This window comes from Nocardia jinanensis (assembly GCF_014645735.1).
GTDB classification, from domain to species: Bacteria; Actinomycetota; Actinomycetes; order Mycobacteriales; family Mycobacteriaceae; genus Nocardia; species Nocardia jinanensis.
On record NZ_BMMH01000011.1, the window covers coordinates 24,603 to 46,785 of the forward strand.

A 22,183-nucleotide genomic window follows, 5' to 3' on the forward strand; every position below is an offset into this window, starting at 1 on the left:
GTGATATGACCAACCCGAACGATCCCTGGGCGAGGCGGCCGGACGACGATCCGACGCAGCACCTGGGTCAGCCGGGGGAATCGGCGACCGAGAAGCTGTCCTCCGGCTACGGCCCGGCGGGATACGCGGAGCCGACCACGGCCTATCCCGGCAACGACCCATACGGCGGGTGGGGCCCGGGCCCGAATCCCACCCGGGAGATGCCGACCTATCCGAGCCAGGGCTACGAGAACCCGGGCCAGGGCTATGGGAACCAGTGGGGTGGATACGGGCCCGGCCAGGTCCCGCCGGGGCAGCTGCCCCCGGAACCGCCGCGGCCGCCGAAGAAGAACGGGATGTGGATCGGCGTCGCGGTCGCCGTCATCGTGCTGATCGGGCTCGCCGGTATCGCCGCCGGGATGCTCTTCGGGGGCGAGGACTCCGACACCACCGCCAGTGACACCACGACCAGTAGCCGGCCGACCGGTCGCGGACTGCCGGCCGATCCCGGTGATTCGGGCCCCGCCTTCCCGAGCCTGCCCAACATGCCGGATATGCCGGATACCGGGGACGCGGAAGCCGGCGGCACCACCATGGGCACCATCAGCGCCAACGCCGGCGGTACCCTGACTCTCAGCACGCTCACCGGTAACGAGGTCACGGTGCACACCACCGCGTCCACTCAGGTGATCTCGCTGGCCGGGACCACCGTCGATGCTCTCCCGACCGGCGACCTGGTGATCGTGCAGGGCCAGAAGAGTCCGGACGGATCAATCCAGGCCGATGTCATCATCAGTACCTCCCTCGAAGGGGGCGGACGATGAAAAACCGCGGCGCGCAGTGTGGGTGCCCGGCATTACGCCGGGCGGGTCGATAGGCTAGGCGACGATGACGGCAATGTGGTTCGGGCTGGCGGCAATCACCCTGGTGGGTGCGATAGTGCTGCTCTACTTCGACCGGCGACAGCGGCAGCGGACCGGTCACGCGCGCCAGGTGTGGGCGAAAGCCCAGGGATACACCTATGTGTCGGTGGAACCGGCGCTCGCTTCGACGTGGCGGCGCGGTGCGCTGGCCAAACTCGGATACCTCACCGCGGTCGATGTGGTGACCGGTATCCGCAAGGGCGAGAAGTTCGTACTGCTGGATCTCGAGGATTCCGCGACGCTGGTCGCTGTCCGCCGGCAGATCGGTTCGGATATCGATGTCGATATGCGGCTCAAGACGATGAATCCGCCCAAGGACGCCGATCTCGAACTGCTCGGCGCCATCGGCGATCGCGTCGTGTTCGCGACCAATCCCGAAATCGCACGGCACGCGGTCGATCAGCGGATGGTCGCGTTCATCGAATCCCTGGGCGATACCGTGCAGATGCTGTGGAGCGAGGGCAACTGGACTCTCGGCATGCTTCCGGTCGGTACCGCGGCCAAGGACTGGGAGACCGGTATCGACGCCGTCCTGCGGCTGTCGGGCCTGCTGCATGTGCTGCCGCCGGTCACCGAGCCTCGCTCCGAGGATCCCGAGCCCGGCGCCTCGCGCCCGCGTGCCCGTATCCGCTCGGCGGAGTACGACGACCGCGACGCCGACGCCCGGGACGAGGACTACGACGATTACGAGGACGACGGTCGCTACGGCCGTCCGGCACCCAATGTCCGTTATCGCCAGGACGATCCGGAAGATCCCGACGATCCCGGCCGGCATGGATCCGAACCCGGGGACGCCGCGCCGCGGCGGCCGAGCCTGGCGGTGGTACCCGACGCCCGGACGGTGAACCGGTCCACGCGCTCGGAACCCGACCGCGACTCCGGCCCGCGCGAACGCCGCGAATCCGCTCCCGGCGACGATCAGGAGCCGCGTCAGCCCGGTGGTCCGTTCCATCCGGGATTCCGTCCCTACCAGGGCCCGGTACCGCAGTAGGTTTCCCGATACGCACTCCGCGCGACCTGCGACAACTCCGCGCGGGCCGCCCCCGTATCCTGCTTCGCAGGGCGCCGCAGCATGCGCCGGACATTACTGCCGTGACTCGCCTACGTGGGCGGAAGGACACCGATGATCGACCAGGCAACGACCGACCGGGACGCTTTGGCCGGGCTGGTGCGCGATTTAGCCGTCGTGCACGGCAAGGTGACGCTGTCCTCGGGCAAGGAGGCCGACTACTACGTCGACCTGCGCCGGGCGACCCTGCACCACCGGGCCGGTCCGCTGATCGGAAAATTGCTGCGCGAACTCGTCGCCGATTGGGAATTCGATGCCGTAGGCGGACTCACCATGGGCGCCGACCCGGTCGCACTGGCCGTGATGCACGCCCCGGGCCGGCCCATCGACGCGTTCGTGGTGCGTAAAGCGGCGAAAACCCACGGTATGCAACGGCAGATCGAGGGCCCCGATATCGTGGGCCGCCGAGTACTGGTGGTCGAGGATACGACGACCACCGGCAATTCCCCGCTGACCGCTGTTCGCGCGCTGCGCGACGCGGGCGCGACAGTGGTCGGGGTGGCCACGGTGGTCGATCGGGAAACCGGCGCCGATCGGGTCATCGCCGACGAAGGCCTCGAGTACCGCTCGATCCTGAGCCTCGGAGACCTCGAACTGAGCTGAACACCGCTGCTGAATCGCGGTGGGCTGTTCACCGGCTCGCCCCACTCGGATAGCCTGAGAATCTGTCAGTACTGCAAGTGAAGGGTCGTGGAGTCGTGGTGAGCATTGCCGGCAAGAAGGGGCACGACAACGTAGCAATGCTCGGCATCGGTGCCTACCGGCCGACGCGCGTGGTCAGCAATGACGAGGTGTGCGAGGTCCTGGACTCCACCGATGAATGGATCTTCGAACGCAGCGGTATCCGCAACCGGCGCTGGATCAGTGGCGATGAGTCGCTGCGGTCCATCTCGGTGGCCGCGGGCCGGCGTGCGCTGCGCAACAGCGGTGTGGATCCCTCGCGGATCGGCGCCCTCATCCTGGCGACCTCCAGCTGGCCGATGCTCACCCCGCACGGTGCCCCGATCGTCGCCAGTGATCTGGGGATGAACGGTATCGCCGCCTTCGACCTCACCTCCGGATGCGGCGGTTTCGGTTACGGTCTCGGTGTCGCCACCGATATGATCCGCGCCGGTTCCGTCGAGTACGTGCTGCTCATCGGTGCCGAGACCATGACCATCGGGATCGATCCGACCGATCGCGGTACGGCGTTCATCTTCGGCGACGGCGCTGGTGCGGTGGTGATCGGGCCGAGCGAGGAGAACGGGATCTCCCCGACGGTCTGGGGCAGCGACGGCGAGAACGCCGAAGCGATCAAACAGGACATCAATTTCGTCGACTACATGCAGCGGGCACAGGACCTGCAGGGCACCGATCCGAAGGTGGAACCGGTGGGCCGGATGGCGTTGCGTATGGAGGGACCGCGGGTTTTCCGGTGGGCCGCCGTCACACTGCCGCGCGCACTGTCGACCGCGCTCGATGTGGCCGGGGTGTCCAAGGAAGATATCGAGGTCTTCATCCCGCACCAGGCCAATTCCCGGATCAACGAGCTGATGAAGAAGAACCTGGGTCTGGCCGACGACATCCCCATGGCGGGCGATATCGAGAACACCGGAAACACCTCCGCGGCCTCGATTCCGCTGGCCATGGAGGAGATGCTGGCCACCGGCAAGGCCAAGGGCGGTCAGCTGGCGCTGCTGCTCGGCTTCGGGGCCGGGCTCAGTTACGCGGGGCAGGTGGTTATCCTGCCGCCGGCGCCCGCCGAGTCGAGCTTGTAGAGATGCGTCCGCTGCGGGCCGGGTTCCTCGCCGCCACCGCGGTGACCGTGGCGGGTGCGCTCACTGGTCGCGAGCGGTGGCAGTGGGTGGCCAAACCGCTGATGATGCCGCTGCTCGCGGCCGATATCGCCACCAGTCGCGCCGATATCGCGCCCGCCGACCGGACGCTGCTGCTGAGTTCGCTCGGCGCCGCCACGGTCGGGGATGTGCTGCTCATCGACCCCGATGACGACCGCCGGCTCATCGCCGGGGCCTCGTCGTTCGCCGTGATGCAGACCGGGTACGCGGTGCTGTGGTGGCGTTACGGTGCGCGCCCGGCGCTCCCGGTCGCCTTGCCGAGGGTGCTGGCCTGGGCCGGAGCCGCCGTGTTGCTGCGGGTCGAGGCGCCGGTGCTCGCGGTGCCGCTGAGCGCCTACGGTGCGACGCTGGGCAGCGCGGCCGTACTGGCATCCGATCCGGCACTGGCCCCGGACGCGGACAGTGTTGCGGGGCTGAACATTCCGGACGCCGATCCGCGCAGCCGGCTGGGAGTGGGCGCGCTGTTGTTCACGGTATCGGACGGTTTGATCGTGTTGCGGCGGCTCTTCGCGCGCGGTGCGCGGTCGCGGCGGGTGATCGAAGGGGTGATCCTCGCGACCTACGGCGCCGCGCAGTTCCTGCTGACCGACCCGGCCGCGCACGTCCGGGGGCGGACCGGTGCCGGTGGGCCCGATCGGATTTCCGCTGGTCGCCCCTAGGTGCGGCCCGATACGATCCCCGCATGAGCTACCCGCCGCCCACATACGGCTACCCGGGCTACGGTCCGCCGCCCGAACACCCGCAAGCGACCACGGTGCTGATCCTGGGCATCGTCGGGATGATGTTCTGCCAGCTCTGCGCCCCGTTCGCGTGGGTGATGGGACGCCGGGCGCTCAACGAGATCGACGCGTCCGGCGGCACCGTCGGCGGCCGCAGCAATGTGATGGTGGGTTATGTCCTGGGCATCATCGGCTCGGCACTGCTGATCCTGGGGGTGCTCGCGGTCATCGCCTACATCGTCTTCATCGTCGTACTGATCGGGTCCGGTTCCAGCAGCTGAGTGGCCGGCCATCCGGAGAATCGTACGCAGAGGTTCACCCGCGCTGGGCGCGGTTCACCAGGCGGTGGTGAGGTCCGCGTGCTGGCGGATCCAGGTGTGCATGGCGATGCCTGCCGCCACCCCCGCGTTGATACTGCGGGTGGAGCCGAACTGCGCGATGGAGACAGTGAGTACCGCGGCGTCACGGGCGCTTTCGGTGACGCCCGGCCCCTCCTGCCCGAACAGCAGCAGACAACGCCGCGGCAGCCGAACGGTTTCCAGCGGCACCGACCCCGGGACATTGTCCACCGCGACCACACTCAGATCCTCGGATCGCGCGAATTCCAGCAGCGCCTCGATATCCGGATGGTGAGTGATGTGCTGGTAGCGGTCGGTGACCATGGCGCCGCGCCGGTTCCAGCGGCGGCGGCCGACGATATGCACCGCGCCCGCGGCGAACGCGTTCGCGGTCCGCACCACGGTGCCGATGTTCGCGTCGTGCCCGAAGTTCTCGATGGCGACGTGGAACGGGTGGCGGCGGCGGTCGATATCGGCCACGATCGCTTCCCGGGTCCAGTAGCGGTAGGCATCGACGACGTTGCGGCGGTCGCCTTCGGCCAGCAATACCGGGTCGAGCCGGTCGTCCTCCGGCGGCGGTCCGTCGTGCTCGGTCGTCCACGGACCGGCGCCGTTCGGGTTCTCGCCCCATTCGGTGGGGCCGGGCCCGGGTTCGGGCTCCGGATCGGGGTCGGCCGATTCCTGCCCCGCTACCGGCTCCGCGTCCGGGGTGCGCGCCGCGGCGACCCCCGGGGTCTGGCTCGGGAGCCGGGCGGGGAACGTATCGGCCGGTAGCGCTGGGTTGGTCACCCGATGATCGTAGTGCGGGCGGACCGGGGTCATCCGGCTCGGTCTAGTCCGCTCGAAAATCGTTGTGCGGCGGTGTGTTTACCGCCGGGTCCGATCCCTGGCCCTGTTCCGGCGATCGGGCCGCCGGACGACACGCCCGAGCGTATACCCCGCTTTACGATTCTCGTACGAACCTTCGCTGCCCTGGCCGGGTGCAATTCCGCGAGGTCCGGACCGAATCCGGGTGAAGTCGAACGGTTCCGCGTCGAGTCGGTAACAATTGAGCGGCGGAAAAGCCGATTCGCCTGGCAATATGGGTTTCATGACCCCGCCCAGCGACGATCTCGACGTTCCCCGGCGCTCGGCCGGGCAACAGCGCAGGCCGCTGGGCGACCCCGCGACGCGCTGGTCCCAGCGGGCCGATCGGGCCGAGGCCGCGATCGTATCCCGTCATCTGCGGCCGGTCTGGCTGCTGCCGAGGACCGCGCTGGGGGTGGTGGGCTGGCCGTCGATCCGGCGTGAGCGGTTCTTCCTCACCTGGCACTACTGGTGGCAGGCCCATCTCATCGACTGCGCCGTCGACGCCGCCAACCGGGCGCCGACCATCGAACGCCGCAAACGGGTCGCGACTCTGGTCCGTTCACACCGGCTCCGCAATATCTCCGGGTGGACCAACCGCTACTACGACGATATGGCCTGGCTGGCCATCGCCCTGGAACGCGCGGCCCGGATCCACGACAACAAGAAGGCCGTGGGAGCCCTCGGCCCGCTCGAACAGAAGCTGTACACGGCGTGGAATCCGGCGATCGGCGGTGGGGTCCCCTGGCGGGTCGGGGCGGATTTCTACAACGCGCCGGCCAACGGTCCCGCCGGTATCGCGCTGGCCCGGCTCGGCCGCTACGAGCGGGCGGCCGAGATGGCGGCCTGGATCGACGAGACGCTGCGCGACCCGGAGACCGGTCTGATCCTCGACGGTATCCACCTCCCCTCCGGCGAACTGGAACGGCCGATCTACAGCTACTGCCAGGGTGTGGTGCTGGGTCTGGAGACCGAGCTCGCGGTGCACACCAGCGATTCCGCGCATCTCGACCGCGTACACCGGCTCCTGGACGCCGTAGAAGACCATCTGACCATCGAGGGTGTGGTGCGCGGCGGCAGCGGCGGTGACGGTGGCCTGTTCAACGGAATCCTCATCCGCTATCTCGCGCTGGTCGCGGTCATGCTGCCCGGAAACGAACACGAACAACTCGCCGACCGCCGTACAGCGGCGCGGATCGTGAAGGAGTCGGCGGCAGCGGCCTGGGAGAACCGGCTCGATGTCGAGGGCGAACCGCTGTTCGGCCACGACTGGACCGTATCCGCTCAACTGCCCAGCGGTAGTGGCGGCGCCGGTGGACTCACTTCCAACGACGCGGTCAGCTCGTCCCGGGTACCCGAGCGCGACCTATCGGTACAGCTCTCGGGTTGGATGCTCATGGAAGCCGCTCATATGGTCACCGCGGCCGGGCTGTAGCTCGCACCGGTCGCGCCCGTCGGCGGGGTGGTATCCGGCCTGAGCCGCTCGGCCGAGGCCGGGCAGCGGCATGGTGTCGGCGTCGGCTCCGGCGGAATCGAGATCGAAATCCTCGACCGGCTGGGACATCTCCTGCCGATACTGCCGGATACCGATGATCGTGCCCACGATCAGGGCCACCACCAGCGACCCGATCACGATCGGCATGAGCCAGGAGATCTGCTGGATGAAACCACCGGCGTAGTACCCCATCAACAGCAGCACCGGAGCCCAGATGATGGCGCCGACGGTGCTGGCGACGGTGTAGCGACGGTGGTCCATTCCGGCGGCTCCGGCCACCATCGGGCAGAGAGTGCGCACCCAGGGGATCCAGCGCGCGATCAGTACCGCCACGAATCCGTGCCGTTCCAGCAGATCGGCTACCCGGGTCAGATTGCGCGTATTGATATAGCGCCCGTTCTTGCGGGCGACGAGCCGGTGCCCGGTACGCCGCCCGACCGTATAGCCGACCTGGTTGCCGGCGATGGCGGCGCCCATCGCGCCCACCGCGAGCAGCCATACCTGGGTCTCCCCGGTGGCATGGGAGGCCATCACGATTCCCGCCGTGAGCAGCATCGAATCGCCGGGCAGGAACAGTCCGAGGATGAACGCGCATTCCAGGAAGACGAAGGTGAGGACCACGGTCCAGACCAGCGCCGGTCCGGCGGAGATCAGGGGTTCGAAGCTGCCCATCGCATGGGGCACGGCCAGGGCGCTCACCAGTTACCGAACGGGAGAATCGTTCGCGCCGACCGGCCTGGTGTTCGGCACCACCGGCAGGGGCATGGTGCTGTCGACCTGGGTGGGCAGATCCATGGCCGGAAGTTCCGCGGTCGAGGTCAGCCGGCCGTCGTTCTCCCCCGCGGTGGCCTTGCGTCCGCGCAATTTCTTGGCGATCGCGCTGATGCCCGGCAGGATCGAGATGAACACGATGAGCAGGAAGATGGCCTCGACGTGGTCGCGGATGAAGGCGACATTGCCGAGGAAATATCCGAGGACGGTCACGCCGCCGCCCCAGGCGACGGCGCCGACGATATCGAACGCGACATAGCGCCGGTAGCTCATCTGGGAGACCCCGGCCAGCACCGGCATGAAAGTCCGGACGATCGGGACGAAACGGGCCAAGATGATCGTTTTGGGGCCGTGCTTCTCGAAGAATTCGTGCGTTTCGGTGACATAGCTCTTCTTGAAGAAGCGCGTGTCCTCCTTGTTGAACAACGCGGGGCCGATGGCCCGGCCGATCCAGTATCCGCACTGGTCACCGGCGAACGCGATGAAGACGACGGCCGGAACCAGCACCCAGATCGACACCGGAGGATTGGGCTGGGCGGCCAGCAGACCGCCCGTGAACAGCAGCGAATCACCGGGAAGCAGAGGGAACAGCAGACCGGTCTCGATGAAGACGATCACCAGAATGGCCGGTAGCACCGCGTTCTTCAGCCAGGTCTCGGTCAACAGGTGCATCGGGTCGAGCAGTTCGGTCAGAGCCAGATTGCTCGTCACCGCGTCGGTAGCTGCCAGCGCAATCACCCGGCCCACAGTACCGGTTACATCGACCACCGTAGGGTGCGGCGGCGCAAACAATCCCCTTATACCGGATGAAACCTGCCTGCCTTAGGGTATGTGCAGAAACAGACAATCCCCGTCTGCCGCACAACACGGAGGTCTTCACAGTGCCGATCGCGACTCCGGAGGTCTACGCCGAGATGCTCGGTCAGGCCAAGGCGAACTCTTTCGCCTTCCCGGCCATCAACTGCACATCATCGGAGACGATCAACGCGGCGATCAAGGGGTTCGCCGAGGCGGGCAGTGACGGGATCATCCAGTTCTCCACCGGCGGGGCGGAATTCGGTTCCGGCCAAGGCGTGAAGGATATGGTCACCGGTTCGGTCGCGCTGGCCGAGTTCGCCCATGTGGTGGCCGCGAAGTACGACGTCACCATCGCGTTGCACACCGACCACTGCCCCAAGGACAAACTCGACGGGTTCGTCCGCCCCTTGCTCGCCATCTCGCAGCAGCGAGTGGACGCGGGACAGAACCCGCTGTTCCAGTCGCATATGTGGGACGGTTCGGCCGTTCCGATCGACGAGAATCTCTCGATCGCCCAGGAACTGCTCTCCGCCGCCGCGGCCGCCAGGATCATCCTCGAGGTCGAGATCGGTGTCGTCGGCGGTGAAGAGGACGGTGTCGAGGCCGAGATCAACGAGAAGCTCTACACCTCGCCCGCGGACTTCGAGAAGACCATCGACGCCCTCGGCTCCGGCGAGAAGGGCAAATACCTGCTCGCCGCCACCTTCGGCAATGTGCACGGGGTGTACAAGCCGGGCAATGTGGTCCTCAGGCCCGAGGTGCTGGCCGAAGGCCAGCGGGTCGCCGCGGCCAAGCTGGGTCTGGCAGGCGACGCCCAGCCGTTCGATTTCGTGTTCCACGGCGGTTCCGGCTCGCTGAAGTCGGAGATCGACGATTCGCTGCGCTACGGCGTGGTGAAGATGAACGTCGACACCGATACCCAGTACGCCTTCACCCGGCCCATCGCCGCCCATATGTTCAGCAACTACGACGGTGTGCTGAAGATCGACGGCGAGGTCGGCAACAAGAAGACCTACGATCCGCGCAGCTACCTGAAGAAGGCCGAGCTGTCGATGGCCCAGCGGGTGGTGCAGGCGTGCGACGACCTGCGTTCCGCGGGCCGTTCCATCAGTGCCTGATCCCTTCTCACCGCGTGCAGCCGGATGACCCTCGATCTCCGCGTGCTGGGGCCCGTGCGATTACTGGTCGGCGGTGAGCCGGTACCGGTCGGCGGGCCCAAACCGCGGGCGCTGCTGGCCGCGCTCGCGGTGAACCGCCGCCGGGCCGTATCCTCGTCCACCCTGGCCGATATGGTCTGGAACGAGGAGCCGCCGGACGCGTACGCGGCCAGCCTGCAGGTATTCGTCTCGAATATTCGCAAGGCGCTCCGGATCTCCGGCGTCGACCCGGCCGGTGTGCTGCGCACGGAGTCCTCGGGCTACCGGCTCGAGATCGCCGACGAGGCTTGCGACCTGGGCCGGTTCGAAGCCGCCCGCGACGCCGGCACCCGGGCCTCGAGCGCCGGCGATCACGCATCGGCGTCCCGGTTGCTCTCCCACGCCCTGCGCGAATGGAACGGCCGGGCCCTGTCCGATCTCACCGGACTCGGCTTCGCCGACAGTTTCGCCACCGCGATGGAGGAGGAGCGGTTGCTGGCGGTTTCGGCGCGCTTCGACGCGGAGATCGCCTGTGGCCGGGCCACCGCCGTGATCGGCGAACTGGTCGCGCTCACCAGCGAGCATCCACTGCGGGAACCGCTGTGGGGTCAGCTCATCACCGCGCTGTATCTGTCCGAACGGCACGCCGACGCGCTGGAGGCGTGCCGGCGGGTGCGTACGGTACTGGCCGAGGAACTCGGTATCGACCCCGGCCCCGCCCTGGTCGAACTGGAGCGGCGGGTGCTGCGCCAGGAGCCGCTGAGCACCGTCGAGATGAAGAACGTCGAGCGGATGGCCGCGGCGATGACCGATACGGTCACCGAGGTGCCGCGTACCGTGCGCAGCGGCCAGCTGCGATTGCCGGACGGCCGGACGGTGGTGGTCGCCCACGGTGGTTTCCGGATCGGCCGGATGACCGATAACGATCTGATCCTCGACGATCCGAAGGCCAGCCGCTATCACGCCCAGATCAAACTGGGCCGGGCCGGGCTGCTGATCGAGGACCTGGATTCGGCCAACGGCGTCTTCGTCAACGAGCAGCCGATCGATTCCGCGCTGCTGGCCGACGGTGATTCCATCCGGATCGGCGGTACCGTGCTGGGATTCCAGGCCGTCCGCTGATACCTCAGCCGAGGATGTCGTGGCGGACGATGGTCTCGTCGCGACCCGGGCCGACTCCGATACAGGAGATCCGGGCGCCCGACAGCTCCTCGAGCCGGAGCACGTAGGCCCGGGCGTTGGCGGGCAGCTCCTCGAAGGTGCGCGCACCGGAGATGTCCTCCCACCAGCCGGGCATCTCCTCGAAGATCGGTTTGGCGTGATGGAACCCGGTCTGCGTGGTCGGCATCTGCTCGACCCGTTCGCCGTCCACTTCGTAGGCCACACAGATCGGCACCCGGTCCAGGCTCGAGAGCACGTCGAGTTTGGTGAGGAAGTAGTCGGTGATGCCGTTGACCCGGGTGGCGTAGCGGGCGATGACCGCGTCGAACCAGCCGCAGCGGCGGGCCCGCCCGGTGGTGACGCCGACCTCCCCGCCTGCCTTGGCCAGGTAGGCGCCCGATTCGTCGAACAGTTCGGTCGGGAACGGGCCGGAACCGACCCGGGTGGTGTAGCACTTCAGGATGCCCAGCACCGTGCCGATCTGGTTGGGCCCGATCCCCGCGCCGACCGCGGCGCCACCGGCGGTCGGATTCGACGAGGTGACGTACGGGTAGGTGCCGTGGTCCACATCCAGCAGGGTGCCCTGCGATCCTTCGAGCAGCACGGTCTCGCCGCGTTCGAGGGCCAGGTTCAGTTCCAGCCGGGTATCGCTGATGCGGTGGGCGAACTGTTCGGCCTGGCCCAGCACTTCCTCGACCACCTGCTGAGGGTCCAGGGCGCGCCGGTTGTAGATCTTGACCAGCACCTGGTTCTTGAATTCGAGCGCGGCCTCCACCTTCTGGGTGAGGATCTTCTCGTCGAGTACATCGGCGACGCGTACCCCGACCCGCGCGACCTTGTCCTGGTAGCAGGGGCCGATACCGCGGCCGGTGGTGCCGATCTTGTTGTTGCCGAGGAATCGCTCGGTGACCTTATCGATGGCCACGTGGTACGGCATGATCAGGTGCGCGTCGGCGGACAGCAGCAAGCCCGAGGTATCGACGTCGCGGTCCTCCAGTCCGGCGAGTTCGTCGAGCAGCACGCCGGGGTCGACGACCACACCGTTGCCGATGACGTTCTTCACGCCGGGAGTCAGGATCCCGGACGGAATGAGGTGTAGCGCGAAATTGTCGCCGTTGGGTAGCACCACGGTATGGCCGGCGTTGTTACCGCCTTGGTACCGCACCACCCACTGCACGCGGCCCCCGAGCAGATCGGTGGCTTTGCCCTTGCCCTCGTCACCCCACTGGGCGCCGATGAGGACGATTGCCGGCATGGTCGTGTCTCCTACGGTTCGACGCGCAACACGCACCTCGTGCTGCAGCTACCTGCCGTAATGCGGAGGAAGCCGGGAGCACAGTCTAGCCGAGCCCCCGCAGCGGCCGGGGAACGGTCGCCGCGGCCGGGCCGTTGCGCGGGTCGCTACGGGGCACCCTTTACACTCATGAGAGACCGGTCCGAGGGAGGGTGTTGGGCGTTTGAGTACCCAGGTTCTCCGCTGTGCCGACGCACCGGTACCCATTGCTCTGGCCGCGCAGCCGACCGTGCAGACCGAGGCAGTACCGAGTTCTGAGCTGATCGACGAGCTGCTGCCGGTGCTGGCGGCAGACAGCCTGCCGCGTCTGATCGTGCTCGGCGCCGACGCGGCGCTGGCCGCTGTGCTGACCCATCTGATGCGGACCGAACGGCTGCACGTGGAGGTCGGTTACGTGCCGCTGGATCAGTCCTACGGTGCGCAGGCCCACGACCTGCCCACCGGGAACGCCGCGGCCAAGCTGGCGCTGGAGGGTTCCCCCACACAGACCCCGCTCGTGCGCGACGACACCGGTACCGTCCTGGTGGGACGCGCCAAGATCACCGGTCCGGACGGCACCCAACTGACCGGTGAAGCCTATGTCGACGACACCCGCCTGTTCTCCGGCTCGGTCCGGGCCATGTTCGTAACCCCCACGCTGGAGTTGCCGGGAGTCCGGGCGAGCTACCCACGCCGCTTCCGCCGCCGCCGCTGGACCGCCGGGCGTGCCGCACAGCTCGGGACGCCGGGCGCGGTGATCAACCGGGACGGTGTGCAGAGCGATCGGGTGGTACCGCGATCGACGTTCTACCGGCACCACGAACCCTGGCTGCTGGTCCGCTGATGCGGCGATACCTCCGCCTTCGCTCCGGCCTCCGCCGTCCGGATGTCGGTGGGTCCGTGCTTGGTGAGCGGTTGGCGGTGGGCCGGGGGCGATACCTCCGTCTTCGCTTCGGCCTCCGCCGTTCGGATGTCGGTGGGTCCGTGCTTGGTGAGCGGTTGGCGGTGGGCCGGGGGCGATACCTCCGTCTTCGCTTCGGCCTCCGCCGTTCGGATGTCGGTGGGTCCGTGCTTGGTGAGCGGTCGGTGGGGGGATATCTCGCTTCTCGCCCCGGACTTCGGCAGGCCGATATCGTTCGGTCGAACATCGGCGCTCGGTCGTGACCGGCGGGGTGTCGGCGCTGCGGCGCGGTGCGGTGCGGCCCAGCCCGGTGTTTCTGCTCGTGGTGGCGATCGCGGTGGCCGGTGGGGTGCTGGCCTGGAATGCCGAGCTGGATTCGGTGCAGGCCAAAGCCGGTGTTTTTGTACTGGTGGTGTTCGGCTGGGTGGTGAGCCTGTGTCTGCACGAGTTCTCACATGCCTATCTCGCCTGGAGAGCCGGTGACCGCGAGGTGGAGTTGCGCGGGTACCTGACCTTGAATCCGCTCAAGTACAGCCATCCGCTGCTGTCGATCGTGCTGCCGATGGTTTTCATCGCGCTCGGCGGGATCGGTTTGCCGGGCGGGGCGGTCTATGTGCACACACATCAGGTGCCGGCGCGGACGCAGCGGTTGATCAGTGTGGCGGGTCCGGCCGTGAACGCCGTCTGTGCGGTGGTTCTACTTCTGGTGGTGCGCCTGTTCGGCAGCGCGACCGAGCATTCGGCGTTCTGGTTCGGGCTCAGCTTCCTGGCGTTCCTGCAGGTGACCGCGACCCTGCTGAATCTGCTGCCGATACCCGGACTGGATGGTTACGGGGTGCTGGAACCGTCGCTGAGTTACAAGACCCGGCGTGGTCTGGAACAGTTCAAACCGTTCGGCATGCTCATCCTGTTCGCACTGTTGTTCACACCGTCGATCAACCAGGTCTTCTTCGATGCCGTGTACGCGCTCTACGACCTGTCCGGGGTTTCCGAGCAGTGGTCGCGCTACGGCGGGTACCTGACCCGATTCTGGGCGTAGGCCCGGCTCACGCGGTACGCGGGTGATCCGAGAGGGCCCGCCCGGCGCGGCGCCGGCCGGACGGGCCCGGATTCCCCGCCCGGGCCGGCGTCCGGGTATCCGAAACATTCGGCGCTGGCGCGCCGTCCGTCGGCGACGCGGCGCACGGGAGGGGTCCCACCGAACCGGCCTGGGCCGGTTCGGTCATGTTTCACATTAGTGGAGACCGGACGCGCGGGCACAGGTAGTCCGCTACTCGAATCCGGGCTGTGGCCGGGCGATGTGTCCTGTGGGGCGCGCATCCGGCCGGGTATGGCGGGCCCGGCAACCGGGTGGCGAACAATCGTGCTCCGAATACGGTGCCGTGAGCGAGCCCGCGGCTCAATTCGTCGGTGTCACATAGGGATTGGGCACCGTCGGCGGTAGCAGGGCCAAGGCCGACACGCGTTGCACCCCGCATACCTGTAGGAGATCTACCAGGGTGGATCGGATCTGGGCGAAGACCACGTGCGCCGACAGACCGGCCCCCGCAACCAGCTCCGGGCGAGCCTGTTTGGCGGCCGAGCGCAGTACGCGTGCGGCCTCCGCACGGTCGGGTTGCTGGCCCGGATCGGCGAGCACCATGCGGCGGACCACATCCACCGCGGTGGCCAGCTGCTCCATTTCCTCGATCAGACCCGGATTGAGGATCTCGTCGTCGCGCACCAGGGTCAGCGAACGGCGCAGTAGCACCCGGATATTGCGCACGGCGTTGTCCAGTGGATCGGCCGCCGCGCGCAAGCGATCCAACCGTCCGCGCGAATTCCAGTACAGCGGCGATATGCGGCTCACCTCGCGCCCGCCCTCGAGTGATTTGCGCAGCGAATCGAGCTGCGTCTGGGTGGCCCGGACCGCCGTGAGCGCGGTGTGCACCTTCGCCGGGTCCTGTTCGAGCAAGCCGTGGGCGCCCTCGGTGAGCGATTTCGCCATCACACCGAGGATCGCCGCCGCCTGTTCGCGGGCGCGGCGCACCGGATGCAACGGCAACGCGGCCACGACCACCACCCCGACCAGGCCACCGATCAGCGCGTCGACCATCCGCGACAGGCCGGCGCCGGTATCCGGCGGCATCAGGGTGGCCACCAGGACGGCCGAACCCGAGGCCTGGATACCGATGATGGCCCCGCCGTCGAGGAACACCGCCAGCGACATGGCTATCGCCACCACCAGCGCGATCTGCCAGACGCCGGTCCCCACCTGCGAGATGAACAGGTCACCGACGCCGATGCCGACCGCGACCCCGACCACCAGTTCCAGCGAGCGCCGCAGGCGTGCCCCGAAGGCGGTGCCGATGGACACCACCGCCGCGGTCGGCGCGAAGAACGGTAGCGCGTGACCGACCACGTCCTTGGCCAGGAACCAGGCCAGCGCCGCCGCCAGCGAGCACTGCAGAATCGGGATTGCCGAGAGGCGGAGCCGTTTCCAGGATCGCCGCATCCGGTCGGCGCCTCTGGTCCCGGCTCGGGCCACCCGGGAATTCGGGTCGATCAATGCCGCTTTCTCGTTCAGCCCAGGCCGAGTTCGCCGGCCGCCCGCGGATCACAGTCCTCGAGCAGATCCAGGCAGCGGGCGTATTCGTCGGACTCCCCGACGGCCTTGGCCGCCCGGGCGAGAGCCGCGACGCTGCGCAGGAAACCGCGGTTGGGTTCGTGCTCCCACGGAACCGGGCCGAAACCCTTCCAGCCGTTGCGGCGCAGCAGGTCGAGCCCGCGGTGGTAACCGGTGCGGGCGAAGGCGTAGGCGGCGACCACATCATGGTTGACAGGTTCCGCGGCGCCGGCGGCCCGGTCCAGGGCGGCTTCGGCCAGGGCTGCCCAGGCGATCGAGGCGGCGGGGTTGTCGGCCGCGACCCGCACCGGGTCGGTACCGGCGTCGAGCGCGTCCTCCGCCTCGTGTAGTTCAGGTAGGAGTACCGGTTGCGGTCCGAGCAGATCACCGAACGAGGTCATGGTCTTCATTGTGCACGGGTATCGGGAATGCTCGATAGGCTGGCCGTCTACGTCACATTCTGTTCGCCAGCAACGAGGGGTATAGGTGTCGCACCCGACCGACGACAAGGAACCGATCCGCTCCGAAGCCGACTCCGGCGCACCCGCGGGAAGCGACTCCGGCGCGGATTCTCCCGCCGCGGAGAAGCCGGAGACGACCGATACCGGATCGCATCCGTCGCGGGCAGCGGATGCGGCGACCGGCGATTCGGCCGGGGCGGACGCTCCCGACAAGGGAGCGACGGCCGCCGCCGGCTCGGACGAGGCCGGCGATTCCCCGACCGAGACCCTCGAGCGCGCGCCGAAGGAGCCGGGCGGCGACCCGGCGGACGATGATGCGAAAACAGAGGTCATCCGGTCGGGAACGGCCGCGGAGCTCGGAGGGTCGCCGGATACCACCCCCGACAGCGCCGAGGGCGAGCAGGTGGGCGCGGTGGAATCGGATCGCGACGCGGATGCGGATACCGAATCCGCGGTACCGGTCGCGGTGAACAGCTCCGGGCGGGACGAAAAGCCTGGCGAGACCTCGGCGAGCGACGGTACCGAAGTGGACGACACGGCGGCGGCCGCCGCCGGTGACGATTCACCCGGGGACGCGGAGTCCGCCGGGGAAGCCGGGATCGAGGCATCTCCCGACGCGGCCGAAGCGGTCCGGCCGGAAACCGGCGGTCCGGCCGGTAGCGGTTCGGAGAAGACCGGCGATGATTCGTCCGAGGACGTGACCACCGAAGTTTCCGCGGTGTCCGATGAGCAGGACGAGGTCGCCGAAGCTTCCGATTCAGCGGCCACGGCGTCCGCGGACGGTACCGCTGGGTCCGGCACGAAAGACGGTTCCGGGGCGACCGAGGCCGAATCCGGCGGTGGGAAGACCACCGGCGATACGGCGGTAGCGGCCGGAGCCCCCGTCGCGGAATCCGCTGACACGCGTGCGGAATCGGGCGGCGATACGACCGCAGCCGGTGCGTATTCCGGGAACTCCGAGCCCGCCGATGCCGCGGAGGAGGTCGTCGCCGGATCCGCCGCGTCGCGGGTAGCCGGAGGCGATGCCGCCGCCGAATTCGCGGTGAGCGAAGGCGAATCGAGCCCCGCCGACCCCCCGGAAAAGGAGTCCGGGGTTGATTCGGCCACCGGTGCCGTCGGCGGGGGAATCGCCGCGGAGGCGACGCCATCCGAGTCCGTCAGCGCTGTCGATGCCGACGCCGACGTTGGTGGTGGTGGTGGTGGTGCTGCTGCCGCCGACGTTGGTGGTGGTGCCGATGCCGATGCCGACGCTGATGGTGCTGCTGCTGCCGCCGCCGATGCTGGTGGTGCCGACGCCGCCGATGCTGGTGGTGCCGACGCCGCCGATGCTGGTGGTGCCGACGCCGCCGACGCTGATGGCACCGACGCCGCCGACGCTGATGGCACCGACGCCGCCGCTGGTGCTGCCGACTCCGACGACACTTCTGCAGACGCTGTCGGCACTGTTACCGCCGACGACGCGACAGGGACCGGTGACGCGGCCGCGGACGCCACGGTCGAACTGGAGGCCCCGGAAGCGGCGGGTGCCGAGGCGAGAACTGTGGTGATCCCCAAACCGCCGCGTCCGGAGGAGGCGCCGACCGAATCCATCTCGGTGCGCAAACCCGATCCGAATGCCACCGAACGCATCGATATGAACCAGGTGCGCAAAGCCGCTCGTCCGGGCCCGAAGCCGCCCGGCGGTCCGCAGAGCCCGCCCCGCACCGATCGAGTGGGCTCGGGTGGGCAGGGCCCGCTGTCGAAACCGCCCAGCACTCCCCGCCCGCAGTCGGGGCCGAAACGACCCGGCCCGCAGGCACCCAGCCGTCCGGATCAGCCCGCACCTCAGCGCCCGGGCGGGCCCGCGCCGCAACCGCAGGGCACCGCAGGCCCACAGGGCGCACCGCGACCGGGCGGTGGCCCCGGCCGACCGCAGGCCGGTGCCCAGCGACCCGGTAGCGCGCCGTCACCGGCGGATATCAAACCGACCGTTGCCGAACAGCGGGTCGCGCAGTCGCCGCAGTTCGGCGCACCCGGGCAGATCGCGCGACCACAGCGGGTGGCGCCGGCTGCCGCGCCGGTGTCCTCGGCGAACAATCGCAAATGGCTGATCGCGGCCGGTGCCGCGGTGGCGGTGGTGATCGCGCTGATCGCGATCGTGGCCGGTATCGGGTCCGGCGACGATTCCCCGCAGGCCCGGATCCGCACAGCGATCGGTGATTACACCGGCGCGCTGGAGAGCGGCGACCTGGCCGGTCTGCGTGAGGTGACCTGCGGCGGACTGCACGACTACTACCAGGGGTTGTCCGAGGAACAGTTCGCCGGTGTGCATCAGCAGGCCGTCGCCGAGGGCAGTATTCCGGACGTCACCGGCGTCGATGCCGTACAGATCACGGATCGGACCGCGTTGGCCCAGGTGAGTGTGCAGACCGAGGCCGACCCTCAGCAGACCACCCGGACCTTCGATCTGCAGGAGACCGACGGCGGCTGGAAGGTCTGCGATCCGCCGTCCGGTACTCCGTAACCGTTCGAGCGGCAGGAACACTCGGCGCACCGGCTCCGGCCCATGGTCGTACTCCCGCCGCCGCGCGTCCCGTTCGTACTGCGGTCCCGCTACCGCGGTACGAACGGGATTACGGCCGAAACAAAGGTCTTTCGCAATCGGGCAGTCCGCGTGAGGATGGTGGTATCACCTCGCTGCAAGGACTTTCGCTATGAGAACTCGAACACTGTCGACCCGCCTCGTGATCGCGGGATGCGCGCTGACCTTCCTCGCCGCGGCTCCGGCCGCCGCCGATACCCAGCAAGCGTCGAACCGGATCGAGGATTCCCATCCGCTGCCCGCCGACCGCGCGGAAAGTGAGCCCGAAGAAGACAGTAATCCCTACTACATCAGCTGTGCTCACGCCCGCCGTGAGACCGGCACTCCGCTACTGGGTGGACAGCCCGGCTACTCGCGGCAACTCGACGAGGACGGCGACGGCGTGGCCTGCGAGGTGGGGGAGTACTGAGCGCCCGCGCCGCGGTAGTGGTGGCAGTATCGGTGCCGGCGTGGGGAGTTCGCGGTACCGGCGGGTAATGCGGGCTTTACAGTAGAACTATCGCTCGGCCGATGATAGAACGGGCAACCGAGTTCGAAAAGATTCGCGCGACGCTCACCGGCCACGGCGGCGTGGTGCTCATCGGGGAGCCCGGCGTCGGCAAGACCACTTCGGCCCGCAAGGCCGCGACCACCGTCGGCGGCACTATTCGCTGGGTCGCGGGTACCAAATCGGCGCGCAGTGTTCCGCTCGGGTGTTCGCGCATATGGTCGGTGTGTTCACCGCGCACGACCCGTATCGGTTACGCTGGCCGCTCGTCGAACACCCCGGGGGATGTGGAGGTGCGCATGGTCACGAGATCCGCTGTTCGATTCGCCGCGCTGGCGGCGATGTGCGCCGGAACGCTCCTGCTCGGGGCGTGCTCGGACAACGAGGGCACCGCCGTACCGGTGGCCCCGGCCGCCGCCGCACAGCAGCAGCCGGAGACCCCGCAGGAACGTAACCTCCGGGTCCGCGACGAATTGGCCCGGCTGGGCTGCGATACCAACTCCTGTATTCAGACCTATTTCGCGTGCGAGGACGGTCTGCTCTCCGGGGAAGCGTGCGAGTTCTATCGCACCCACCCGCTGAAATAAACAACCGACCAGTCCAGTGAGAAAACTGGACTGGTCGGCTACCGGGGGTGCGCGCGTCCGGAGCCGGGTGCGCGAGATTTCAGGCCGCGTCCCGTTCCCGGTAGGAGCGGATGGCCTCCAGGTCGCGGTGCATCCGCTCGAGGTCGTACCGGTTCGCCGAGTCGTCGGCGACCGAACCCAGCGGTCGGTATCGTTCCAGCATTTCGGCGATTCGTGATTCGTGTACGACGTAGTCGTAGGCGAAGAAGCCGAACGTTCCCACTCCCACGAGTGCCACAAAGAGTGTCATGTCTTCAGCATCCGCCGACTGGACTTGCCGATAAAGAGCCAATCACCTAATACTGGACCTTATGGCGATAAGAGTGATCGGCGCGACAGGGCTGGCTCGCGATCTCGGGCACTGGCGCAACGGGGACGGAACCGACGGAACTCCCCGCAAATCGGCCCGGCCCGCCTATCTCGCGCTGGCCGAGGGTATCCGCCTGTTGATCCACGACGGTCGCGCCCCGCTCGGTATCGCACTGCCCAGCGAACGCGATCTGGCCTCCACCCTCGGCGTCAGCCGGACCACCGTCACCTCGACCTACGCGCTCCTGCGCGAGCACGGCTACCTCATCACCCGGCAGGGCTCACGCAGCACCGTCGCGCTGCCGCCGGCTGTCGCGCACGACGGCACCAGAGCCGCCCGCGGCATCCTGGCCACCATGTCCACCGGCGCCGCGCCGGCCGTGGACCTGACCTACGCGGCGATGACCGCGCCCCCGGAGATGGAGGAGGCGTACTCGGTCGCGCTCCAGGGCATCCCGTCGTATCTGGGCACCCACGGAATGGATCCGGTAGGCATCCTGCCCCTGCGCGAAGCCCTGGCCCGCCGCTACACCGAACGCGGTCTGCCGACCAGTGCCGACCAGATCCTGGTGACACTGGGCGCCCAGCACGGACTCCGGCTGCTACTGAACGTGCTGGCCTCCACCGCCGGCCGGGTCCTCATCGACCATCCCACCTACCCCAATGCGATCGAGGCCATACGTGATGTGGGTGCGCGCCCGGTTCCGGTACCGCTGCGCCTGGAAGACCCGGCCGCCGCCTGGGATCTCGACGGCCTGCGCAGCGCCGCCCGGCAGACCGCCGCATCGCTGGCCTACCTGGTGCCCGACCACAACAACCCCACCGGCTTCCTGATGGACGACGCGGCCCGCGCCGAACTGGCCGCCATCGCCCGCGATACCCGGATGCTGCTGATCATCGACGAATCCATGGCCGATCTGACCCTCGGCACCACGCCGCCGGTCACGCCGGTCGCGGCATTCGCGAAGGGATCCGAGGTCGTCACCATCGGTTCGGCGTCCAAATCCTTCTGGGGTGGTCTGCGCGTCGGCTGGATCCGGACCTCGGAATCGCTGATCACCCGGCTGCTGGGGATCCGCGCCACCGTCGACCTGGGCACGCCGGTGATGGACCAGCTCGCCGCGGTCCATCTGCTCGAGAACGCCGACCCGATCCTCGATCGCCGGCGCGCGCAACTGCGCGGCCAGCGGGAGGCGCTACTGGAGGCGATGGCCGAAGAGCTGCCCGGCTGGTACGTATTGCCCGGAGTCGGTGGGATGTCGGTGTGGGCCCAACTGCCGACCCCGGTGTCGACGGCGCTGGCGGCCACCGCGCCGAATCACGGAGTGCTGCTGGCGGCGGGGCCGCGGTTCGGTGTCCAGGGTGCGTTCGAACGCTTTCTGCGGCTGCCCTACACCAGCCCCGAACCCGAACTGCGGCGCGCGGTGACCGCCATCGCGACGGCCTACGCGACACTGGGACCGCAGGCCGGCGATTCGCTCCAGCCGCTCACCTGCTACTGAGTTATCTGCCCCGCCTTCGGCGGGGCGGGGCGGGGCCCTATTAACCCCGGTTCTTCACTCCTTCGCTCAGTCGCTGCGCTCCTTCGCTACGTCGCTCCAGAACCGGGGCGGGCCCCGCCTACTGAGGTGGACCATCCGGAACAGACAGAAGGTGGGTGCGGGAGTGCGCCTGGGGCACCTGAGGAGGTTGACGACTCTGTAAGGGCTGGGTGGTCGCCGATCTGTGGACGGTCGACTGCGCGCTCGGTCGCCGCGCTCCTTCGCTTTCGCTCCGGAACCGGGGCGGGCCCCGCCTACTGAGGTGGGACCATCCGGAGTGGACGGAAGGTGGGTGCGGGAGTGCGCCTGGGGCACCTGAGGAGGTTGAC

Annotated in this window: 21 protein-coding genes and 1 pseudogene; 15 read left to right on the plus strand and 7 right to left on the minus strand. The window is 68.4% G+C overall.

Annotated elements, in window-relative coordinates; translation table 11 throughout:
- The first annotated feature begins 5 nt into the window (after positions 1–5).
- From IEY68_RS23335 to IEY68_RS23360, 6 genes are all read left to right on the plus strand, one after another.
- Positions 6–803 carry a DUF5666 domain-containing protein gene (locus tag IEY68_RS23335; protein WP_062999850.1) on the plus strand — a complete coding sequence of 266 codons (798 nt, stop codon included), beginning with the start codon at positions 6–8 and terminating at the stop codon, positions 801–803.
- A 73-nt stretch (positions 804–876) separates the two neighbouring features.
- On the plus strand, positions 877–1,893 hold the full coding sequence (locus IEY68_RS23340) for a TtfA family protein (RefSeq protein ID WP_062999848.1): 1,017 nt from the start codon (positions 877–879) through the stop codon (positions 1,891–1,893).
- Positions 1,894–2,025: 132 nt separating this feature from the next.
- Positions 2,026–2,574, plus strand: coding sequence for an orotate phosphoribosyltransferase (gene pyrE, locus IEY68_RS23345; protein ID WP_062999846.1), 549 nt, complete (start codon positions 2,026–2,028; stop codon positions 2,572–2,574).
- Between the two features lie 95 nt (positions 2,575–2,669).
- Positions 2,670–3,728, plus strand: a complete 1,059-nt coding sequence (locus IEY68_RS23350; RefSeq protein WP_062999865.1) for a beta-ketoacyl-ACP synthase 3 — start codon at positions 2,670–2,672, stop codon at positions 3,726–3,728.
- Between the two features lie 2 nt (positions 3,729–3,730).
- Positions 3,731–4,465 (plus strand): lysoplasmalogenase family protein, encoded by a 735-nt coding sequence (locus tag IEY68_RS23355; protein WP_062999844.1) that lies wholly within the window; start codon positions 3,731–3,733, stop codon positions 4,463–4,465.
- A gap of 23 nt (positions 4,466–4,488) precedes the next feature.
- Positions 4,489–4,806: a hypothetical protein gene (locus IEY68_RS23360; protein WP_062999842.1), complete on the plus strand. Its 318-nt coding sequence runs from the start codon at positions 4,489–4,491 to the stop codon at positions 4,804–4,806.
- A 54-nt stretch (positions 4,807–4,860) separates the two neighbouring features.
- Here the strand turns inward: IEY68_RS23360 and IEY68_RS23365 are convergent, their stop codons facing one another.
- The gene (locus IEY68_RS23365) at positions 4,861–5,652 is read right to left on the minus strand and encodes a TrmH family RNA methyltransferase (protein WP_229718939.1); all 792 of its coding nucleotides are present in this window, start codon (positions 5,650–5,652) and stop codon (positions 4,861–4,863) included.
- A 301-nt stretch (positions 5,653–5,953) separates the two neighbouring features.
- Here IEY68_RS23365 and IEY68_RS23370 point away from each other — a divergent pair, with 301 nt between their 5' ends.
- Positions 5,954–7,144 carry a glycoside hydrolase family 76 protein gene (locus IEY68_RS23370; protein WP_189094466.1) on the plus strand — a complete coding sequence of 397 codons (1,191 nt, stop codon included), beginning with the start codon at positions 5,954–5,956 and terminating at the stop codon, positions 7,142–7,144.
- 93 nt (positions 7,145–7,237) lie between these two features.
- Here the strand turns inward: IEY68_RS23370 and IEY68_RS23375 are convergent.
- Both IEY68_RS23375 and IEY68_RS23380 read right to left on the minus strand, forming a co-directional pair.
- Positions 7,238–7,876, minus strand: a pseudogene (locus tag IEY68_RS23375) (DedA family protein); the annotation flags it as partial.
- A 30-nt stretch (positions 7,877–7,906) separates the two neighbouring features.
- On the minus strand, positions 7,907–8,647 hold the full coding sequence (locus IEY68_RS23380) for a DedA family protein (RefSeq protein ID WP_229718957.1): 741 nt from the start codon (positions 8,645–8,647) through the stop codon (positions 7,907–7,909).
- Between the two features lie 209 nt (positions 8,648–8,856).
- On the opposite strand from IEY68_RS23380, the gene fbaA reads away from it, so the two are divergent.
- Entirely contained in the window at positions 8,857–9,891 is a 1,035-nt protein-coding gene (fbaA, locus tag IEY68_RS23385) for a class II fructose-bisphosphate aldolase (protein WP_062999840.1), read from the plus strand.
- Positions 9,892–9,915: 24 nt separating this feature from the next.
- Positions 9,916–11,031, plus strand: coding sequence for a BTAD domain-containing putative transcriptional regulator (locus IEY68_RS23390; RefSeq protein WP_062999838.1), 1,116 nt, complete (start codon positions 9,916–9,918; stop codon positions 11,029–11,031).
- Between the two features lie 4 nt (positions 11,032–11,035).
- Here the strand turns inward: IEY68_RS23390 and IEY68_RS23395 are convergent, their stop codons facing one another.
- The gene (locus tag IEY68_RS23395; protein WP_062999835.1) at positions 11,036–12,325 is read right to left on the minus strand and encodes an adenylosuccinate synthase; all 1,290 of its coding nucleotides are present in this window, start codon (positions 12,323–12,325) and stop codon (positions 11,036–11,038) included.
- Positions 12,326–12,527: 202 nt separating this feature from the next.
- Between IEY68_RS23395 and IEY68_RS23400 the strand changes: the two genes are divergently transcribed.
- Positions 12,528–13,187: a hypothetical protein gene (locus IEY68_RS23400; RefSeq protein ID WP_062999833.1), complete on the plus strand. Its 660-nt coding sequence runs from the start codon at positions 12,528–12,530 to the stop codon at positions 13,185–13,187.
- A gap of 316 nt (positions 13,188–13,503) precedes the next feature.
- Positions 13,504–14,283, plus strand: coding sequence for a site-2 protease family protein (locus IEY68_RS23405; RefSeq protein WP_229718940.1), 780 nt, complete (start codon positions 13,504–13,506; stop codon positions 14,281–14,283).
- A gap of 360 nt (positions 14,284–14,643) precedes the next feature.
- Here the strand turns inward: IEY68_RS23405 and IEY68_RS23410 are convergent, their stop codons facing one another.
- Both IEY68_RS23410 and IEY68_RS23415 read right to left on the minus strand, forming a co-directional pair.
- Positions 14,644–15,738, minus strand: coding sequence for an FUSC family protein (locus IEY68_RS23410; protein ID WP_058854134.1), 1,095 nt, complete (start codon positions 15,736–15,738; stop codon positions 14,644–14,646).
- 68 nt (positions 15,739–15,806) lie between these two features.
- Positions 15,807–16,250 carry a DUF3151 domain-containing protein gene (locus tag IEY68_RS23415; protein WP_058854133.1) on the minus strand — a complete coding sequence of 148 codons (444 nt, stop codon included), beginning with the start codon at positions 16,248–16,250 and terminating at the stop codon, positions 15,807–15,809.
- 85 nt (positions 16,251–16,335) lie between these two features.
- On the opposite strand from IEY68_RS23415, the gene IEY68_RS36370 reads away from it, so the two are divergent.
- The 3 genes from IEY68_RS36370 (at position 16,336) to IEY68_RS36375 (ending at position 19,965) form a co-directional block, all read left to right on the plus strand.
- Positions 16,336–18,813 carry an Rv0361 family membrane protein gene (locus tag IEY68_RS36370; RefSeq protein ID WP_058854129.1) on the plus strand — a complete coding sequence of 826 codons (2,478 nt, stop codon included), beginning with the start codon at positions 16,336–16,338 and terminating at the stop codon, positions 18,811–18,813.
- A 190-nt stretch (positions 18,814–19,003) separates the two neighbouring features.
- The gene (locus IEY68_RS23425) at positions 19,004–19,300 is read left to right on the plus strand and encodes an excalibur calcium-binding domain-containing protein (protein WP_082681226.1); all 297 of its coding nucleotides are present in this window, start codon (positions 19,004–19,006) and stop codon (positions 19,298–19,300) included.
- A 101-nt stretch (positions 19,301–19,401) separates the two neighbouring features.
- Positions 19,402–19,965 carry a P-loop NTPase family protein gene (locus IEY68_RS36375; RefSeq protein WP_058854127.1) on the plus strand — a complete coding sequence of 188 codons (564 nt, stop codon included), beginning with the start codon at positions 19,402–19,404 and terminating at the stop codon, positions 19,963–19,965.
- A gap of 79 nt (positions 19,966–20,044) precedes the next feature.
- Here the strand turns inward: IEY68_RS36375 and IEY68_RS23440 are convergent, their stop codons facing one another.
- A complete protein-coding gene (locus tag IEY68_RS23440) occupies positions 20,045–20,254 on the minus strand; it encodes a hypothetical protein (RefSeq protein WP_058854126.1) in 210 nt (69 codons plus the stop codon).
- Between the two features lie 61 nt (positions 20,255–20,315).
- Between IEY68_RS23440 and yczR the strand changes: the two genes are divergently transcribed.
- Complete coding sequence (gene yczR, locus IEY68_RS23445; protein WP_058854125.1) at positions 20,316–21,815, plus strand: MocR-like transcription factor YczR; 1,500 nt, start codon at positions 20,316–20,318, stop codon at positions 21,813–21,815.
- Positions 21,816–22,183 lie beyond the last annotated feature (368 nt).

Bases quoted from the DNA above. Each gene is read 5' to 3' on its own strand.
- IEY68_RS23335 (WP_062999850.1), top strand. From the start codon at position 6: ATGACCAACCCGAACGATCCCTGGGCGAGGCGGCCGGACGACGATCCG.
- IEY68_RS23340 (WP_062999848.1), top strand. From the start codon at position 877: ATGTGGTTCGGGCTGGCGGCAATCACCCTGGTGGGTGCGATAGTGCTG.
- pyrE (WP_062999846.1), top strand. From the start codon at position 2,026: ATGATCGACCAGGCAACGACCGACCGGGACGCTTTGGCCGGGCTGGTG.
- IEY68_RS23355 (WP_062999844.1), top strand. From the start codon at position 3,731: ATGCGTCCGCTGCGGGCCGGGTTCCTCGCCGCCACCGCGGTGACCGTG.
- IEY68_RS23360 (WP_062999842.1), top strand. From the start codon at position 4,489: ATGAGCTACCCGCCGCCCACATACGGCTACCCGGGCTACGGTCCGCCG.
- IEY68_RS23370 (WP_189094466.1), top strand. From the start codon at position 5,954: ATGACCCCGCCCAGCGACGATCTCGACGTTCCCCGGCGCTCGGCCGGG.
- IEY68_RS23380 (WP_229718957.1), bottom strand. From the start codon at position 8,647: ATGCACCTGTTGACCGAGACCTGGCTGAAGAACGCGGTGCTACCGGCC.
- IEY68_RS23390 (WP_062999838.1), top strand. From the start codon at position 9,916: ATGACCCTCGATCTCCGCGTGCTGGGGCCCGTGCGATTACTGGTCGGC.
- IEY68_RS23395 (WP_062999835.1), bottom strand. From the start codon at position 12,325: ATGCCGGCAATCGTCCTCATCGGCGCCCAGTGGGGTGACGAGGGCAAG.
- IEY68_RS23410 (WP_058854134.1), bottom strand. From the start codon at position 15,738: ATGCGGCGATCCTGGAAACGGCTCCGCCTCTCGGCAATCCCGATTCTG.
- IEY68_RS23415 (WP_058854133.1), bottom strand. From the start codon at position 16,250: ATGACCTCGTTCGGTGATCTGCTCGGACCGCAACCGGTACTCCTACCT.
- IEY68_RS23425 (WP_082681226.1), top strand. From the start codon at position 19,004: ATGAGAACTCGAACACTGTCGACCCGCCTCGTGATCGCGGGATGCGCG.
- IEY68_RS36375 (WP_058854127.1), top strand. From the start codon at position 19,402: ATGATAGAACGGGCAACCGAGTTCGAAAAGATTCGCGCGACGCTCACC.
- IEY68_RS23440 (WP_058854126.1), bottom strand. From the start codon at position 20,254: ATGACACTCTTTGTGGCACTCGTGGGAGTGGGAACGTTCGGCTTCTTC.
- yczR (WP_058854125.1), top strand. From the start codon at position 20,316: ATGGCGATAAGAGTGATCGGCGCGACAGGGCTGGCTCGCGATCTCGGG.